Source organism: Serpentinicella alkaliphila (genome assembly GCF_018141405.1).
Lineage (GTDB): Bacteria > Bacillota > Clostridia > Peptostreptococcales > Natronincolaceae > Serpentinicella > Serpentinicella alkaliphila.
Window position 1 is genome coordinate 2,743,534 of record NZ_CP058648.1, and the last position, 17,541, is coordinate 2,761,074.

The following is a 17,541-nucleotide window of genomic DNA, read 5'->3' on the forward strand; positions in this document are numbered from 1 at the left end:
CACCCCCTATTTACTTATTAAGTCTCTAACTACAACTGACGCTAATATTAATCCTACTACAGAAGGAACGAAAGCAACACTTCCTGGTATTTGATGTTTTACTGTACATGTACGGTTTTTGTTAGTACATATGCAATCTGTTTTACAGTCACTATTTATTACAAATGGTGTCATAGGCTCTTCCTTAGAATAAACTACCTTTAAATCCTTGACCCCTCTTTTTCTTAATTCCTTACGAAGAACTTTTGCAAGAGGACATATAGATGTTTTAAATATATCTGTAACTTCAAACTTAGTAGGATCCAGTTTATTACCAGCTCCCATACTACTTATTATCGGTATATTTTTCTCCTTACACCTAACTATTAAATCAATTTTAGCCGTAACCATATCAATTGCATCTACAACATAATCATAGTCTTCAGAAAGAAGCCTTTCAGCACTCTCGCTATTATATAGCTCTCTGTAAGTTATAACTTCTGCATTTGGATTAATATCTAAAATACGCTCCTTCATTACTTCTACCTTTGGTTTACCAACTGTAGAACGAGTTGCGTGTAGTTGTCTATTTATATTAGTTAAGCATATATCATCATCATCTACAAGTACAAATTTACTTACACCTGTTCTTGCTAATGCCTCAACCGTAAAGGTACCTACCCCACCAATTCCAAAAACTGCAACTTTACTTTCTTTCAATTTATTTAAACCTTCTGTACCAATCAATAATTCTGATCTAGAAAAAGAATGTAATGCCATTATTTTCCTCCTATTGCTAAATTTTAATGTTTTTCTTCAAAATACAGTATAACATATTATTATTATTTTTTGTTTATTTCAAATAATTAAAACATACTTATATATAAATCAAAAAATTTCCTAATAAATTTTATTAGGAAATGATTATACTTATTATTATACCCGCCATGCCGTATTTCGGTGGTTTTGGAACCCTCTCTCGAAGGTGGGTATCCCGCTATCCAGTTCGTAAGTCCACATTACTAATCGAGGCATTTACTAGTTAGACAAACTCGGATTCCCGATGTAAATATGTTGGATCAAAACTGAGCCGAATTTACATACATGGCAGGTAAATTCATAACTTTATTATACTCAAATTATAGCATAAAATACTCTACTTTTCAAATTATCATTAAATATTTTTAGTAGAAATATTTAACTCATCTAATTGTTTTTTATCTGCAACAGATGGAGCATTTGTCATAGGACAAGATGCATTTTGAGTTTTTGGGAATGCTATAACTTGGCGAATATTATCTTCTCCAGCTAAAAGCATAACTAGTCTATCAAGCCCAAAGGCAATCCCACCATGGGGAGGAGTTCCATATTTAAATGCATCTAATAGGAAACCAAACTTATCCCAAGCCTCTTCCTCCGAGAATCCTAAAGCTTTAAACATTTTCTGTTGAAGCTCTGAAGAATAGATTCTTATACTTCCTCCTCCTATTTCATGTCCATTTAGAACTATGTCGTAGGCCTTAGCTCTAGCCTCAGCAGGGTTATTTTCTAACATTTCTATATCCTCATCCATTGGTGATGTAAAAGGATGGTGCTTTGCTACATAGCGATTTGCATCTTCATCATATTCAAATAATGGGAACTCAGTAACCCATAACAAATCATATTCATCAGTTTCTAGGAGGTTAAGTCTTTTAGCAATTTCTAGTCTTAAGTGTCCTAATGAATCATATACTATAGAAAGCTTATCCGCAGCAAATAACACTAAGTCACCCTTACTAGCTTCAGCAGTCTTTAAGATACTTTCTATTTCTTCCTCACTAAAGAATTTTGCAATAGGCGAAGTAACTCCTTCGTCAGTTATTTTAATCCATGCAAGACCCTTTGCACCATAGGTTTTGGCATATTCCTCTAAAGCAGTTATATCTTTTCTACTAAATTTATCTCCATAGCCTTTTATATTAATACATTGTACACTTCCACCATTTTCGATTGCAGATGTAAATACTTTAAATCCACAATTTTTAACTAACTCAGACACATCAACTAATTCAAACCCGAATCTTGTATCTGGTTTATCAGAACCATATCTACTCATAGCCTCATTATATGTTAATCTTTTTAAAGGTAAGTTGATTTCTATATTTAAAATATCTTTAAAAATCTTTTGTAGTAGTTTTTCATTCACAGCAATAACATCATCTACATTTACGAAAGACATCTCACAGTCTATTTGTGTAAACTCCGGCTGTCTATCTGCTCTTAAATCTTCATCCCTAAAACACTTTACTATTTGGAAATATCTATCCATTCCAGATACCATTAGAAGTTGTTTAAATAACTGAGGCGATTGAGGTAAGGCATAAAACTTACCAGGGTTAACTCTACTAGGTACTAAGTAATCTCTAGCCCCTTCAGGAGTTGTTTTGGTCAGCATTGGTGTTTCAACTTCAATAAAGCCTTCATCATTTAAAAAGTTTCTTACGCAGTTAGATACCTTATGTCTTAAGATTAAGTTTTTTTGCATTGAAGGCTTTCTTAAATCTAAATATCTATATTTTAATCTTAGATTTTCTGATACTTCATCATCATCTTTAATATATATTGGTGTTGTTTCTGCGGAATTCAGTACCTCTATAGATTCAGCGAAGATTTCGATTTGTCCTGTAGGTATATTCGGATTTACAGATTGTCTTTTAAATACTTTTCCTGAAACAGCTATTACATATTCAGAACCTAGTTTTTCTGCCTTTGAAAATGCCTCCTCAGATATATCCTTATCAAACACAACCTGTACAATTCCAGATCTATCTCTTAAATCCACGAAAATAAGTCCACCTAAATCTCTTCTTTTTTGGACCCATCCGCAGAGCTCCACAAACTCATTAATATTATTTTCATTTAGAGTTCCACACATATGTGTTCTTTTCATATTCTTATCTCTCCCCAAGTCTTTCTTTTAAAAACTGTACAACCACGTTAACATTAACAATTTCTTGCTCACCTTTTATCATGTCTTTAATTAAAACAGCATTATTTTTTACTTCATCTTCACCAATTACAATTGTAAAAGTAGCCTCTTTTTTATCAGCATACTTAAACTGAGCCTTTACTCCTCTTGTTATATGGTTTTGATCCGACTTAATATTTGCATTTCTTAGCTTGTTTAAAATATTAAAGCCTAATAATGAGGATTCTTCATCCATAGTTACAATAAATACATCGATATCCTTAGGTTTTGGTATTTCAATATTTTGAGTTTCTAAAGACAATATAGCTCTCTCTAAACCCATGCCGAAGCCAACACCAGGAGTCTGAGGACCACCACAATCCTCTACTAGCTTATCGTAACGTCCGCCCCCACATAAGGTTCCTTTTTTCCCTGCCTCATCTGTAATAATCTCAAAGGCAGTTTTTGTATAATAGTCTAATCCCCTTACTATTCTAGGGTCAATAATATACTTTATTTCTAAAGCCTCTAAATATTTCTTTAGACCACTAAAATGATCGTCACATTCTTCACAAATATAGTCAATCATAAGAGGTACATCTACTATTTGTTCCTGACAACTATCGACTTTACAATCGATTATTCTCATAGGGTTTCTATCAAAACGGCCTTGGCAAGTGCCACAAAGCTTGTCTAATTTTTGAGATAAATAGTCTCTTAAGGCCTTATTATAAACCTCTCTGCATTTTGGGCAACCAATATTGTTAATTCTAAGTTCAAGTTTCTCTACCCCTAGGGCCTTGTATATAGACATTGCAAGATTGATCACTTCAGCATCTATTGAGGGATTTGATGCTCCAAAAACCTCTACTCCAAATTGATGATGCTCTCTATATCTTCCGGCTTGAGGTTTTTCATATCTAAATACTGGTGTTATGTAATAAAGCTTAGTAGGTTGACTATCTGCATATAGCTTATGCTCAATAAAGGACCTAACTACTGGGGCAGTTCCCTCAGGCTTAAGGGTAATACTTCTTTTACCTCTGTCCTCAAAGGTATACATTTCTTTTTCAACTACGTCAGTTGTATCCCCAATGCCTCTTTCGAATAATTCTGTATGCTCAAATACAGGTGTTCTCACTTCTTTATATCCAAAATTTTCAGCTACTTTTTTTGCTATTTCCTCAATATACTGCCATTTATATGCATCATTAGGTAAAACATCATGTGTCCCCCTAGGTGCTTTAGTTAGCATACGATCCCCTCCAAGATTTTTCTTTTTCTTTCTACCATTTCATCCACTCTATCTAAATAATGTTCAAGACTTTTAACATTTGGAACTCTCTCTAACCTATTTTCCTCATTAAATACAATCTTGGTTACAGCCCCTGCTCCAAAAGCAATTATTGTTTGTTTTTCTTCCATTATTTGAATATTGTAAATCCCTTCATATCCCGGTTTGCAATAACCGATATTTTCTAAGTTACCTACCATATGCTTTTGTCTATATAGATAATATGGATTTAATCCCATAGAATTCGCATATTCCATTGTAAGCTGAATCATATCTAAAATTTCACTATCACTTGCACTATTACTATAGTTGTTTTCCTTTAAGTTCGATGCCCTTTTTATTGCCAAAGTATGTACTGTAATGTTCGTAGGACTTATATTTTTAATTTGCTCCATTGTATATTTTAACATATCTATGTTCTCATTTGGTAATCCAATAATAATATCCATATTAATATTATTAAAACCTGCTTCCTTTGCCATATTATAGGCTTTAACTATATCATCTGCCCTATGCTCACGATTTATATGCTCTAATGTACAGTCATTCATTGTTTGAGGATTAATACTTATTCTTGTAACTCCATATCCTTTAAAAACTTTGAGTTTTTCAAAAGTAATGGTTTCTGGCCTGCCAGCCTCGAATGTATATTCTCTAATATTAGTCAAATTAAAGTTGTTTTTCAGGCAATCTAGTATCTTCTCTATTTCAGTATGAGTTAAGGAGCTTGGAGTTCCACCACCAATATAAACAGTATCAATATCCTTGGTTCTTACAGAGTCAAGCTTTGCTGTTTTCTCTATTTCTTCACATAATCTATCGACATATGTTTCTGTTAAATGGCCTGCCTTTTTCATAGGGTTTGATGGAAATGAGCAATAGGTACATTTTGTAGGACAGAAAGGCACACTTACATATAGACTGATTTTATTATCATCTATAGGATATAGAACCTTATACTCTGTCTTTGCTACTTGTAACAATAGATTTGCTTTATGTTCTGCTATAAAGTATAGAGTCTTTAAATTCTCTATAATTTCTGAATCATCTAAATTATCCTTTAACATTTCATGTACTAGCTTAGTTGGTCTAATTCCAGTTAATATGCCCCAAGGTGTATCTTTTTTGACCAGTTTTTTAAGTAAAGCATAAATACCCCTTTTAACAAACAACTTACATAATTTAGTATCTCTAAGTATGTCATTAGTTCTGTCAGCTTCTTCTACAAATTTATCATATACTTCATTTAATCGACCTACAGTAGCAACTATAATTTTATTGTCCTTAAACTCTAATTTACTGATAATTTCATTAGAATTCTCAGGCTCTATATTTAAAAGTACTCCCTCTGAAGAATAGGTACATGGAATTACCTCTCCAGAAAGTTGAAATACCTTTAGAAGTTCTGTTATTTCATAACTATAGTTGTGATTATATGCCTTAATTTTTAACATTTCATTACCTCGTTTATGCTTATAAATGGTCTTTATGCTTCTTAATGTATATAATTAATGCCCAGGGGATTAAAATCCCCTAAGGCCTAATTAAAGCTTCTTAACTTAAAAATGGATTTGAAACTCTTTCTCTACCAATTGTAGACGTAGGCCCATGACCTGGTAGTACATTGATGCTATCATCTAATACCAATATTTTATCTTTAATTGCTTGAATTAGTTGAGCATAATTTCCACCTTCTAAATCTGTTCTACCAATAGAACCAGCAAATAAGGAGTCCCCACAAATTAAAACATTTTCAAATAAAATACATATTCCACCCTTAGAGTGTCCTGGTGTATGTATAATTTTAAGTTCCATATCTCCAATATTTAAAACATCACCATCATTAAGGAATTGATCTGCTCCCATCTCAATAGCCTTACCACCCATAAAAGATGTGAAATTTCTATTTTTATCTTGAAGCATTCCATCATCATTTTGATGTAAAAGAACTGGTGCTTTAGTTTCGGCCTTTACTACATCTAATGCCCCAATGTGATCTCCATGGGCATGAGTAAGTATTATATATTTAACTTTTAAGTTATGTTTATTTACAGCTGCTAAGATAGCCTTTCCATCAGCTCCAGGATCAACTACAATCGCTTCCCTAGTTTTTTCGTCACCAACAATATAACAATTTACTGCATATGATCCAACTACTACTCTTTCTAATATCATCCTTAAGTCCTCCTAAAATAATTTTTTACTATCTATAAGTACTGTAACTGGTCCATCATTAATCGAGTGAACCATCATATGAGCTTGAAAAACCCCGGTTTCAACTATTATGTTGTTTATCTTGCATTCTTCAATAAAAATATTGTAAAGCTCCTGAGCCTTTTCTGGTCTTGCAGCTTCACTAAAGTTTGGTCTTCTACCTTTTCTACAATCCCCCATAAGTGTGAATTGAGATACCAATAGAAGCCTACCATTTGTATCTATTAATGATAAATTCATTTTTTCTTCACTATCTTCAAATATTCTAAGGTTGATTACTTTCTCAACCATATATTTTATATCTTCTACAGTATCATCTGCAGATATTCCTAAATATACTAAAAGGCCCTTTTCGATTTCCCCAGTTAATTGATTATTTACCTCAACTTTACCTTGACTTATTCTTTGTACTACAGCCCTCATATGAACCCCCTAACTACGTTAAAACCCTAAATACATCTAGTACTCCCTTAACGTGTCTAAATTTAGTCATAAGCTTATCTAGATCCTCTGTATCTGTAATTTCTAATACTAGATTTAATAAGGCGATTTTTTCTTTATTAGTTCTAGCATTTAGTGAAGTTACAGTGACTCTTGCTTCTGATAGAATTTTTGTTAGTTCGGATAGCAGTCCTTTTCTATCACTAGCTCTAATTTGGATTTCCACATTAAAGCAAATAGGCTTTGTAGTATCCCAATCAACTTCAATATATCTCTCTGTAGTTTCAGCACTTTCTTTTAAACTTGGGCAGTCGCTTCTATGAACCGAAACCCCTCTGCCTCTAGTTATATATCCCACTATGTCATCACCTGGCACTGGATTACAACATCTTGCAAATCTAATCATTATGTTATCTATTCCCTTAACTGTAACACCTTGGCTCTTCTTATTCTTTCGATCATGATGTTGTTGTTTTTGGTTACTTACTTGTGGTAATTCTTCAATAGTTTCCTTAGGTGCATCTTTCTTAATATGGTCCCTTATTTTAGGTATTACTTGGTTTAATGTAATTCCACCATAACCTATTGCCGCATATAGGTCTTCTTCAGTTGGTAAGCTTAATTTTTTAGAAATGACATTTGATATTTTAGCTAAATTAGCTTCAGTCAAAATTATTCCTTTTCTTCTAAGCTCTTTATCTAGGAGCTCTTTACCCTTTACAATATTTTCTTCTCTTCGCTCTTTTTTAAACCATTGCTTAATTCTTGCAGCAGCCTGAGAGCTCTTAACAATTTTAAGCCAATCCCTACTTGGACCATTACTGCTTGAAGATGTTAAAATTTCGACTATATTACCATTTTTAAGCTTATAGTCTATTGGTACTATTCTTCCATCAACTTTAGCACCTACACATTTATTTCCAATATCAGAGTGAATCTTATATGCAAAATCTATTGGAGTAGAGCCGGTTGGTAAACTAATAACCTTACCCTTTGGAGTAAATACAAATACCTCATTAGTAAATAGGTCAATTTTTAATGACTCCATAAATTCTTTAGGATCTTTAGTTTCCTTTTCCCACTCAAGCATCTGTCTTAGCCATGCTAATTTATCATCTATATCTGCTTGCTCCGCATCAGTTTTATTTTCCTTATACTTCCAATGGGCAGCAATACCATATTCAGCAATTTGGTGCATTTCATATGTTCTAATCTGTATTTCAAATGGGTCGCCCTTTGGACCAATAACCGTTGTATGTAAAGATTGATACATATTAGGTTTTGGCATAGCAATATAATCCTTAAATCTGCCTGGTATTGGCTTCCATAGGGTGTGTACAACACCTAAAACCCCATAGCAATCTTTAATAGATCCAACTAAAACCCTAATAGCCAAAAAGTCAAATATTTCATCAAAGGACTTACCTTGATACTTCATTTTTCTATAGATGCTATAGAAATGCTTAGGTCTACCTGAAATTTCACTTTCTATTTCAAATTCCTCTAGCTTTTCATGTAGCTGACTTATTACCGTATTTATAAACATTTCTCTGTCTTTACGTTTTTGTGCTACTTTTTCTACTAATTCGTAATAGCCATCTGTATCAATATACCTTAAGCATAGATCTTCTAATTCCCACTTAATTCTAGATATACCTAACCTATTAGCTATAGGGGCAAAAATTTCTAGAGTCTCCATTGCTTTCTCTTTTTTCTTTTCATCACTCTGATACTTTAAAGTTCTCATATTATGTAGTCTATCTGCTAATTTTATAAGGATAACTCTTATATCCTTAGCCATTGCAATAAACATTTTTCTTAAATTTTCAGCCTGTCGTTCTTCCTTTGATTCAAAGGAAAGACGAGTCAATTTAGTTACGCCTTCCACTAGTTCAGCGATCTCTTCACCGAATTCAAGCCTTAATTCCTTATACCCATAATATGTGTCTTCAATGACATCGTGTAATAAACCTGCAGCAATTGTACTACTATCCATTTGTAGCTGGATTAGGATTTTTGCCACTTCAACTGGATGTGAAAAAAAGCGTTCTCCAGACTTTCTCATTTGGCCTTCGTGAGCAGCCTCTGCAAAGTTGTACGCCTTAACAATTAATTCCACATCACAGTTAGGATTATATTCTTCTATCATACTAATAAAATTTTCTAACATATCCTAATCACTCTTTTCAGTACATCTAAGATTTATATATATAATTCTATTCTAATATTGAACTAATGAGCTTGTCTTATAATTTTTAAGTACATTTTTTCCGTTTAAAAAGGTTAATTCTATTAAAAAATTCATTGAAACAACTTCTCCGCCTAATTGTTCAACTAATTTAGCAGTGGCTAAAACTGTCCCACCTGTTGCTAGTAGATCGTCAACAATTGCTACTCTTTGCCCTTTTGTAATAGCATCCTTATGTATTTCTAGAGTATCAGTTCCATATTCTAATGCATATTCATATTTAATAGTTTCAGCAGGAAGCTTACCAGGCTTTCTAATAGGAACAAAACCCGCCCCAATGTTATACGCCACTGGGCAACCAAATATAAAGCCTCTTGATTCTGGACCAACTACAATATCAACATTTAAATCCTTTAATTGCTCAGATAATTTATCAATTGAATATTTAAAGGCCTCTTTATCCTTTAAAAGAGTAGTTATATCCTTATAGTTAATACCCTCTTGTGGAAAATCCTGAATTTCTCTAATCTTACTTCTTAAGTCCATTTTCTTTCCTCCTCGATATGGTTAAGCAACCTTTTTTTATAATTTAGGAAGCTATTATAACAATCAATATATGATTTGTAGCTTAGTAAATCTTCAATATTTATTTTGCTTTTTTGTACCTCTATATTAATACTTACATACCCTTTCTGTCCAAGAATAAATGGATCTTTTATTAGATTACCCTCTGAGAAAATTACTAATGACCTATTTAAAAGAATAGTATTTATATCAAATTTTTGTCCTTTAATATATGAAATAATTTCACTTAACTCAACAGTAGAGTTATTAAAATTATCCCTTAATGCTTTATAAACTATTGTTAGTTTATCTCTAGTTGGAGTAATACTTTTTATAAATCTTTCATTTGATAATTCGTCATTTTTCTCATATAGAATTATTTTATTTACACTTTGTTCCTTAGTAATAAATGTAATTAAGTCCATTTGTGTAAAGAAGAAATCATATGCAATAATATTATTATATATTTTATACTGAATTTTATCAATATTTGGATTAATTATAATATCAATTGTATTTTTGTGGCGGTTATTATCTATAGGGTTATTGAAGAAAATATTTACCCGACTACTACTCCCTTGCCTAATATCCATTAATTTAAATATTCTAGAAGCCTGTTCTAATGTATTTACGATTATTAGTAGTGGACCTTCAGCCCTATAAATATAGTTAACTAAAAAGTAATCCTTATCCTCGTAATAATGGATATAATTATTTAGAGTCGATAAGTCAACTTCTTTTATATCTTCAACCATTTTTTTTTCAATAAATGAGTTAAAGTATTGGGTCTTAATTTCCTCATTGGTATATGTATTAGAAAACAATTTTATATCCTTAAGCTTTAACTGTATAGTCTTTTTGTTATTAAAAAAATTAAACTCAGGTGTAAACACTGCCCCAATTTTATTATTATGTTCAATAGCAGCCGCATAACTTCCCATATTAAAGCCAATAGATTCTATTACTTTATTACCCTCTGAAAATTGAATCTTAATGTGCTTTCCATCACTGCCTAAAATATTTATCTTTTTAGTTTTTAGATTGATACAGTAAAATTGTGGTGTTGGATTTCCTATACCATAAGGCTCTAAATTTGAAAGTTCGTCAATAAATGATTCATTTATGTTATTTAGCATTAACTCCGTATCACAATGAATTTCAGGTATTAAGTCTTCCTCTGAAAGAATTTCATTTGCGAGCTCATTTATTTTTGTCCTAAATGCTTGTACATTTTCTTGTAGCAAGGTTAACCCTGCAGCCTGTTCATGTCCTCCAAATTTCAAGAAAAGATCGCCACAGCTTTCCAAGGCTTTAAACAGATTAAACTTTGAAATGCTTCGAGCTGACCCCTTAGCAATCCCGTGTTCAACAGCTAAAATTATTGTTGGCTTGTGAAATTTCTCTACAACTCTTGAGGCCACTATTCCTATAACCCCATGATGCCATCCATCGCCACTTATAACTAATACTTTTTCGTGTTCGTAATTTTTATCTGATTCTACAATTCTCAAGGCCTCTTCTACTATTTCCGCCTCCATATCTTGCCTTTTACTATTTTCATCACTTAAAAGCTTTGCCAAATTCCTAGCTTCATTTATATCATCAGTTATTAACAGCCTTACTGCATTCTGCGGAGAACTAATTCTACCCGCAGCATTTATTCTTGGTGCGATCATATATCCAATGTGTCCAGCAGTAATTTTCTTTCCTTCTAAACCACAGCTTTCCACTAACATTTTTATACCTAAATTATTGCTATTTTCTATAATTCCTAAACCATATTTAACAAATATTCTGTTTTCATCAGTTAAAGGTACCATATCCGCAATAGTTGCAATCGCAACTATATCAATGAATATATCTATATGGCTTATAAATATTTCCTTTGGTAATAGGGCTTGTATTAATTTAAATGCTATACCGCATCCACAAGGCATTTTAAATGGGTAGTTGCATCCATCCTGTTTAGGATTAATTATAGCTATAGCTCTAGGCAATTCCCTTTGACACTCATGATGATCCGTAATTATTACATCAATGCCAAGCTCTTTAGCCTTTTCTACTTCTTTTACAGCTGTAATACCACAGTCTACTGTAATAATCAAATTGCCGCCCTCTGAAGCAATTTTCTCAATCGCACTTAAATTTATTCCATAGCCTTCTTCTATTCTATCTGGAATATAATAATTAACAGGAAAATTAATTAAGTTGAAATATTTAATGAGTACTGCAGTACTAGATATACCATCTACGTCATAATCTCCATATATCCAGATAGCCTGCTTTTCATCGATAGCTTTCTTTATTTTTGAAACGGCCCTATCCATATCTTTTAACAAATATGGATCATTTAAATCATCTAATGATGAATTTAAAAAAACTGCAGCTTTACTACAATCGGTAAATCCTCGATTAATTAGAAGTCTAGCAGTTATTTCAGATATATTTAATTCCTTAACTAAGTTATCAATATGTACTTGCTCATGGTCCCTATATATCCAATATTTTCTATTAAGCATTTTATCACCTGCATATATTAATTAGAAATAGTCCTTTAGACTATTTAAAAAGGCAGCCTATGCTGCCTTTTTATTAGTTCGTTTCTGTATTTGCTTTATATGATTTTCCGCTTTGCTTTTCTTTAAGCATTACCCATACTGGACTGGCAATAAAAATTGATGAATATGTTCCAGCAATAACCCCAGCAATTAACGGTAGAGCGAAATCTCTAATTTGTTGTACCCCTAATACATAAAGAGCAACTATTGTAATTAATGTAGTTAATGAAGTATTAATTGAACGTCTTACAGTCTGGTTAATACTATCATTAGCAATTTGAGTATAGTTTGATTTTCTTAAAAATCTTAAATTTTCTCTTATTCTATCGAATACTACGATAGTATCATTTATTGAGTAACCTACTATAGTTAAAATCGCAGCAACAAAAGGTCCGTTAACTGGGACTCTGAATATAGCATATACCGAAAGAACTATTAAAACGTCATGAATAAGTGCTACAACCGCAGCAACACCAAATCTAAACTCAAATCTATATGAAATATAGATTAGCATTCCAATTGCAGCAACAATAATAGATAGTAATGCTCTATCCCTTATCTCCTTACCTATTGCAGGACCGAATTGTTGTGATCTTGCAGGCTCATTTTCTTCTAGATTATACTTTTCTTTGAACTGTTCAAATATATCTGATCTAACCTCACTATTAAAATCAGCAGTAGTTCTAATTTGAACTACTTGTCTATCTTCACCTAAGAAACTTATACTAGAAGTAGTATCGAATTGGTTAATGATTTCTCTTACCTCATCTACCTCTACTGCTTGATGTAAATCAATTTCTATTAATGTTCCACCAGTAAAGTCTATTCCGTAGTTTAATCCATTTATCATCGTCATAACTAAACCTATGGCTATAATTATAGTTGAGATGGCAAAGGATATTTTTTTATTCTCTACAAATTTCATGATTTTTCCCCCTTACGCACCGTATAATTTATTGTTAGTTACATTCATTCCAACAAGAAGCTTTAGTAAGAATCTTGTAACGAAAACTGCTGTAAATAAACTCACTGCAATACCTACAATTAACATTACAGCAAAACCTCTAATTGGACCTGTACCAAATTGATATAACACAACACCTGCAATAAGAGTTGTAATATTTGAATCTAATATAGCTCTAAATGCACTTTTAAATCCTGAATCAATTGCAGATCTCACAGTTTTACCAAGTTTAATCTCTTCTTTAATTCTTTCAAAGATAATTACATTAGCATCTACTGCCATACCCACTGAAAGTATTAAAGCTGCAATACCAGGCAAAGTTAATGTAGCATTTAAGCCTGCAAAGATCCCTAACACTAATAAAACATAAATTACTAAAGCTATATTTGCTACTAATCCAGGTATTCTATAGTATACTAGCATAAATAGTAGAATTAGAATAATACCGATTTGAGCAGCTTGTACACTTCGATTTAATGCATTAACACCTAGAGTAGCAGTAATAGAAGAAGATTCTACCTCTGCTAGGTTAACAGGAAGTGCTCCAGCTCTAATTAGAGAAGCAAGTCTTGCTGCATCCTCTACTGTAAATCCACCTTCAATATGACCAACACCATTTGAAATTACATTTCTTACAGTTGGTGCAGATATAACTTCTTCATCTAAAACAATATATATTCTATCTCCGATAAACTTTGTTGTAGCGTCTGCAAAGGCTTTAGTTCCTTCACTATCAAATTCTAATCCAACTACAGGTACGCTATTAGCAAAAGTTGCCTCGGCCTTTCTAACATTATTACCTGTTAGGATAACTTCACCATCTGGAGTAACAAACTGCAACTGAGCTGTCTTACCAATAAGCTCTAATGCATCCTGTGCATTGTCTACACCCGGAAGCTCAACACGAATTCTTCTTTCACCTTCTCTAACAATCACTGGCTCAAGAAGTCCCATAGAGTCAACTCTTCTTCTAAATACTTCAATAGTTTGTTGAATCATTTGGTCAAGTTCACTACCTGTAGCATCAGTTTCTGCCTCATATACTACATAAACTCCACCTTGTAAATCTAACCCTTGATTAATTGCCTCTTTTACAGGCCTAATTTCATACTCTCCTAACTGTAAACCATTCAATGCAGTGTACGTTGATAACCCTACAATTGCAATAATTATTAAAAATATTATTGCGCTTTTCATTTTCATTATGCCTTCCCCCTAACCTAATATCATAAGTTTAATTATATACTCAACATATAAAAGCGTCAATATTGAAGCTTTACATACAATATTGATTATACCAGTATTTTACTCATATTTGCGATGTAGTTTTATACACTATTACTAATTTTTTATAAATCTATCCATTATTTACATCTGTTCTTCGTTGGATAATTTCGCTTGAATCATAATAGCGCACTCAATTCTTTTCTTCTCCATCTCACAGCCTATACTATATGGCTTATATATGTCCTGGTTAAAGTTATATGCATTGGCATGGCACCCGCCGCTACAATAAAACTTTGCCCAACACTCATTGCATTTTTCCTTATTGTATACATGAGCTTCAGAAAAATGATTATATAAGGTGGTGTCTAAAGAAACATCTATAACATTACCGACCTTAAATTTTTCATTTCCAACAAATTGATGACATGGATAAAGCTCTCCTTCAGGAGTAACAGCTAGATATTCAGCACCTGCACCACATCCTAATAATCTTTTGATTACACATGGACCTTGGTTTAAATCAATATTAAAGTGGAAGAAATTGAATTTTTTATCTGTTTTGCTTCTTTTCAATAGTTGATCTGCTAAATAATCATATTGCATAAATATTTGTGGCAAGTCCTCTTCCCTAATAGCATAATCATGATGAGGTTCAGCAACAACAGGCTCTACGGATAGGTTTTCAAAACCTAAGTCAGCTAAGTGAAGTACATCCTCTGCAAAATCCTTATTATGTCTAGTAAAGGTTCCTCTTACATAGTAATGCTTGTCCTTCCTAAGCTCTGCCATTTTTTTAATCTTTGGAAGAATTAATTCATAGGTTCCATCACCATTGATTGTATATCTCATTTTATCATTAGTTTCAGGTCTTCCGTCTATACTTAAAACAATATTGTGTATCTCATCATTGATGTACTTCATATTTTCATCATTTAATAATACACCATTAGTAGTTAACGTAAATCGAATATTTTTATTATATTCCTTCTCCTTTAATCTACCATAGCTTACTATTTCCTTAATTGTATCCATATTCATTAAAGGCTCTCCACCAAAGAAGTCTACCTCTAAATTTCTTCTTGTACCCGACTTCTCTAATAAAAAATCGATTGCTTTTTTCCCTATATCTACAGACATCATAGACCTTTCACCCTTAAAGTTACCTTGTGAGGCGAAGCAGTATTGACATCGTATATTGCAATCATGGGCAATGTGTAAGCAAAGGGCCTTAACTACAGGCTTTTTATTAATAAAATTTTCATGGGTTATATATCTTTCTTCTCTATATAATAGCCCGTCTTTAATTAAAGTGTCAATTTCTTCTATAGCCTCTTTTATATCTTGACTATCGTATTTTTGACTTAATATACCTACAACCTCTAATTTATCTTTCTGAGGATAGTAATCTAGTACATTAAATGCAATTTCATCTACAACATGAACTGCCCCACTATTAACATCTAGTACTACATATGTACCCTCCGAATGAAACTTATGGATCATTACTAACTTACTCCTTCCTATAAACACACTTTATTACTCATGAAAAAAAACAGCAGTTACAAAACAATGCAAAACTGCTGTTTAGCTTTATGTATTTTTCTTAACGGTTTTCGCACTCTTGGTTTGCAACAGTACAAGAAGTTTTACAAGCAGATTGACAAGAAGTTTGACATTCTCCACATCCGCCTTTAGAAGCACTATTAGCTAAAGTCGCTCCACTAAGTGTTTTAATATGTTTCATGTTTCATGCCCCCTTATTAAGTTTTAAATACTATAGAATTATACCATAAATATTTAAAATGCAAAAGTATATTTATTTTATATTTATACCTATCATTCCACCTACTAAACCAGTAACTTTACAGATTATTATTCTATAATATACGGCTTTGTCTAGGGTAAACCCTGGAATAAATATTAAGCTTAAAGCAACTATAAGTACCATATAAATTACACCTATGATTGCACCATGAAGCCAGCCTTTACTTTTTCTATGGACAGAAACATAGATAGCTGAATAGGCAACGCTTATGATCATTACAAATGAAATTAATGCAGGAATTATACCTTCCGATAACTTCGTATAGGTAAATAATACGGCACTAATTAAAAATAGAACTAGAGAAAGCACGTAACCCCTAATTAAGCCCATACCATAGGTTTTTATAATATTATTATTTTTAACCTTTGTAGAAGTTTGTGTTTTAGGTTTTATTCTATTTCTAGCTTTAAATTTCAAATTTGACACCTCCACTTATTGAATATGTAACTTTTTCTCTATATTTATAAATATTCGTACAAGGTGCCTAATATTCAGATTATTACGTTGATATACAAAAATAATTCAACTGACTGTTTAATTTAGGTTAAAATCCTAACGCCTACCACAAAGTTTTAGGCTATTTTAAAAAACATTAGTGAAATAACAATATAATTTCAAGCTGTTTCCAATTATTCACTTATACTGATATAATTACACAAAAGCAATTATTGTTATGATTAATAGTAAAAAAACAGTAACATTTTATATTATGACATCATTAAAGCTATTAAAATGCAAGAAATAATAGGAGATGGGAGTGATAACATGCCAAGGTGTCCCGAGTGTCTAGAAGAATATAGAGAAGGGTTTGTAACATGTGGTGTATGTGATTCTGAATTAGTTTCTTCAATAGCCCCCACGAACAATGAACGTATTGAATTTGATAAAGAGATTTTCCTGTTATCTGTAGGTAGTGATTCGGAAGCATCAATAATAGAATCACAGCTACTGTTACATAAGATTCCTTTTCTAAAGAAATATAGAGGTGCAGGTGGATATTTGACGATTTCTATGGGTCGGTCAAATTTCGGAATTGACATGTATGTTCCGTCATCACTGTTAGAAAGTGCAAAAGAAATAATAGGTGCGTATAACAAAGAAGAATTAGATATTCAAAAGGAAGATGAAATTGAAAGTGATTGGGAAGTTGAGCATAATAAAAAAAGAAGAATCAAAATGTTGTTAATTATGTTTTTTATTTTTCCTGGATTCATATGGATAATTTTCTCAATAGTTTAGAGTATTCTTCAATGAATTACTATATAAAATAATTATAAGGTAGACTAAAAAGTACTAAAAAGGAGGGTTCCGACTAGGAACACTCCTTTAAGTACTAT

At 32.2% G+C, this 17,541-nt stretch carries 15 protein-coding genes and 1 other RNA gene; 1 reads left to right on the forward strand and 15 read right to left on the reverse strand.

Annotated elements, in window-relative coordinates; translation table 11 throughout:
* Positions 1–6 precede the first annotated feature (6 nt).
* The 15 genes from HZR23_RS14020 to HZR23_RS14085 form a co-directional block, all read right to left on the reverse strand.
* Positions 7–759, reverse strand: coding sequence for a tRNA threonylcarbamoyladenosine dehydratase (locus HZR23_RS14020; protein ID WP_132847119.1), 753 nt, complete (start codon positions 757–759; stop codon positions 7–9).
* Positions 760–914: 155 nt separating this feature from the next.
* A non-coding RNA gene (gene ssrS / locus HZR23_RS14025) (6S RNA) lies at positions 915–1,096 on the reverse strand.
* 57 nt (positions 1,097–1,153) lie between these two features.
* Positions 1,154–2,911: an aspartate--tRNA ligase gene (gene aspS / locus HZR23_RS14030; protein ID WP_132847120.1), complete on the reverse strand. Its 1,758-nt coding sequence runs from the start codon at positions 2,909–2,911 to the stop codon at positions 1,154–1,156.
* A 4-nt stretch (positions 2,912–2,915) separates the two neighbouring features.
* Positions 2,916–4,184 (reverse strand): histidine--tRNA ligase, encoded by a 1,269-nt coding sequence (gene hisS, locus HZR23_RS14035; protein WP_132847121.1) that lies wholly within the window; start codon positions 4,182–4,184, stop codon positions 2,916–2,918.
* On the reverse strand, positions 4,178–5,677 hold the full coding sequence (gene hemZ, locus HZR23_RS14040; RefSeq protein ID WP_132847122.1) for a coproporphyrinogen dehydrogenase HemZ: 1,500 nt from the start codon (positions 5,675–5,677) through the stop codon (positions 4,178–4,180). The genes hisS and hemZ overlap by 7 nt, the downstream gene beginning before the upstream one ends.
* 100 nt (positions 5,678–5,777) lie before the next feature.
* Positions 5,778–6,398: an MBL fold metallo-hydrolase gene (locus tag HZR23_RS14045; RefSeq protein ID WP_132847123.1), complete on the reverse strand. Its 621-nt coding sequence runs from the start codon at positions 6,396–6,398 to the stop codon at positions 5,778–5,780.
* 12 nt (positions 6,399–6,410) lie between these two features.
* Positions 6,411–6,860, reverse strand: a complete 450-nt coding sequence (gene dtd / locus HZR23_RS14050) for a D-aminoacyl-tRNA deacylase (RefSeq protein WP_132847124.1) — start codon at positions 6,858–6,860, stop codon at positions 6,411–6,413.
* A gap of 13 nt (positions 6,861–6,873) precedes the next feature.
* Positions 6,874–9,048 carry a RelA/SpoT family protein gene (locus HZR23_RS14055; protein WP_132847125.1) on the reverse strand — a complete coding sequence of 725 codons (2,175 nt, stop codon included), beginning with the start codon at positions 9,046–9,048 and terminating at the stop codon, positions 6,874–6,876.
* A 51-nt stretch (positions 9,049–9,099) separates the two neighbouring features.
* Positions 9,100–9,612, reverse strand: coding sequence for an adenine phosphoribosyltransferase (locus HZR23_RS14060; RefSeq protein WP_132847126.1), 513 nt, complete (start codon positions 9,610–9,612; stop codon positions 9,100–9,102).
* Positions 9,603–12,149: a single-stranded-DNA-specific exonuclease RecJ gene (gene recJ / locus HZR23_RS14065; RefSeq protein ID WP_132847127.1), complete on the reverse strand. Its 2,547-nt coding sequence runs from the start codon at positions 12,147–12,149 to the stop codon at positions 9,603–9,605. The genes HZR23_RS14060 and recJ overlap by 10 nt, the downstream gene beginning before the upstream one ends.
* A gap of 73 nt (positions 12,150–12,222) precedes the next feature.
* A complete protein-coding gene (gene secF, locus HZR23_RS17360) occupies positions 12,223–13,113 on the reverse strand; it encodes a protein translocase subunit SecF (RefSeq protein ID WP_243098135.1) in 891 nt (296 codons plus the stop codon).
* 12 nt (positions 13,114–13,125) lie between these two features.
* Complete coding sequence (gene secD, locus HZR23_RS17365) at positions 13,126–14,355, reverse strand: protein translocase subunit SecD (RefSeq protein WP_243098136.1); 1,230 nt, start codon at positions 14,353–14,355, stop codon at positions 13,126–13,128.
* A 165-nt stretch (positions 14,356–14,520) separates the two neighbouring features.
* On the reverse strand, positions 14,521–15,882 hold the full coding sequence (scfB, locus tag HZR23_RS14075) for a thioether cross-link-forming SCIFF peptide maturase (protein ID WP_132847128.1): 1,362 nt from the start codon (positions 15,880–15,882) through the stop codon (positions 14,521–14,523).
* Between the two features lie 100 nt (positions 15,883–15,982).
* Positions 15,983–16,123: a six-cysteine ranthipeptide SCIFF gene (gene scfA / locus HZR23_RS14080; RefSeq protein WP_132847129.1), complete on the reverse strand. Its 141-nt coding sequence runs from the start codon at positions 16,121–16,123 to the stop codon at positions 15,983–15,985.
* Between the two features lie 72 nt (positions 16,124–16,195).
* Entirely contained in the window at positions 16,196–16,621 is a 426-nt protein-coding gene (locus HZR23_RS14085; RefSeq protein WP_243098137.1) for a TIGR04086 family membrane protein, read from the reverse strand.
* Between the two features lie 348 nt (positions 16,622–16,969).
* On the opposite strand from HZR23_RS14085, the gene HZR23_RS14090 reads away from it, so the two are divergent.
* The gene (locus tag HZR23_RS14090) at positions 16,970–17,443 is read left to right on the forward strand and encodes a hypothetical protein (protein WP_132847130.1); all 474 of its coding nucleotides are present in this window, start codon (positions 16,970–16,972) and stop codon (positions 17,441–17,443) included.
* Positions 17,444–17,541 lie beyond the last annotated feature (98 nt).